2 protein-coding genes are annotated in these 1380 nt (G+C 65.7%); both read left to right on the top strand.

Features of this window, described 5'->3' with window-relative positions; translation table 11 throughout:
* Position 1: 1 nt before the first annotated feature.
* Entirely contained in the window at positions 2 to 895 is an 894-nt protein-coding gene (locus tag EB084_25520; GenBank protein ID NDD31624.1) for a DUF1838 domain-containing protein, read from the top strand.
* A 153-nt stretch (positions 896 to 1048) separates the two neighbouring features.
* Positions 1049 to 1380: hypothetical protein (locus EB084_25515; GenBank protein NDD31623.1), on the top strand; the 332-nt coding region annotated here is incomplete at its 3' end.

Genomic DNA, 1380 nt, shown 5'->3' with positions numbered 1-1380 from the left:
TATGCGTGTGATCGCTTCCCCCGTGTCCACCCCGCCGCTGCTGCCCCCCGCGCAGACGCCTCTGGCATTGCCGCCGAGCCAGGAAGCCCCTCCGGATGTGGTGGGCGACGCCCGCGACAACCTCGACGCCTTCGTGCGGGTGCGCGGCTCGAAGACCGGCGAAGACACGGTGTACTACTGGCGTGGAGGCGTGTACAGCGATGTCGAGGGGCAGCGGTCGCGCCGTCTCTTCGACTTCGAGGGGTACAACGTGGCGCGCACGGTGCCGGACGGCGAGGGCGGCTGGTTGCTGCTGAGCCGGGAGACCGCCGTGTATCGCGATCCGGTGAGCCACCGCATGCTTGATGTGTGGGTCAACCCCTGGACGAACAAGACAGTGCACGTGCTGCCGGTGCTCAACGACCCGGTGAACTCGGCGCTGTATGTCGAACCGGGTGACGCCCCGCTGGTGCCCGCCGACCGCGTGGGCGACAACACGTTCTTCAACCTCGACGTGTTCTTGAAGTACCCGTCGCCGCTGCCGAAAGCCCAGTATCCGCAGTACTCGGGCAGCGACACCTACCAGGGGGGCGAGCTCTTTCAGTTCACCACCCCCTCGGCGGCGCTCGACGATCGCTCCACACCCTCGGTCCCGGCCACCTTCTCGTGGACGCGCCAGGGGCCCTGGCTGCCATGGATGGAGATGGGCGACGCGCCTGGGCGGCTGGTGTATCAATCGCACGGGATGAAGCTCGAGAACGGCATCAGCGACCTGCCCCCCGAGATGCACGAGTGGGTACAGGCCAACCACCCCACGTTTCTCACGGCGCCCACCGCGTACACGTCGCCCAACGAGACCAGCTGGACCTACTTCAAGAAGCTCGTCGATTCGGGCGCGTTCCCTCCAACCCACTGAAGAAGGGCTTCGGGCTAACCCCTTTGGGCGATTGTCGCGCCTGCCTCTTTGGCGGTACGCTGTAGAAAGCGTTCCACAGTCTTGGTGTTGCGCGTGTCTCGTCGAGACGTGAGACGAGCACAAGCGCAGCGTACGAAGAGGGGGAGAGAATCGATGTTTCGCCTGTCGAGGGGTAGGCGTTTGTCGTTCGCGCTCGCACTGAGCGCCCTGCTGCTCACCGTGTCCGCCGCGCTGGCCGCGCCGCCAGAGGGTGCTTCGGGTCAGGTCGCCGCGGCCCCCTTCGGAACGGCGCCGCCTGTGTATGCCACGCCGACGCCGACGCCCGTAGACGTGTTTCTCAGCGGCTCCCGCTTCTGGAGCGGATTTTACGCCAACCAAGGATCCGCCAGCCCCGATTTCACGGTGGGCGGGTATGCGCAGTACTGGACGCTGACGATCAAGCACGAACAATCCTGGGACTTGAACGCCGTCCAGAATTGCATGGA

The sequence above is a fragment of the Pseudomonadota bacterium genome (genome assembly GCA_010028905.1).
GTDB lineage: Bacteria > Vulcanimicrobiota > Xenobia > RGZZ01 > RGZZ01 > RGZZ01.
Note: the sequence above shows the minus strand (reverse complement) of the source record. Positions and strands in the feature narration are given on the sequence as shown.

What these genes read in the sequence shown, in the direction of transcription:
- EB084_25520 (NDD31624.1), top strand. Translation starts at nt 2, where the DNA reads ATGCGTGTGATCGCTTCCCCCGTGTCCACCCCGCCGCTGCTGCCCCCC.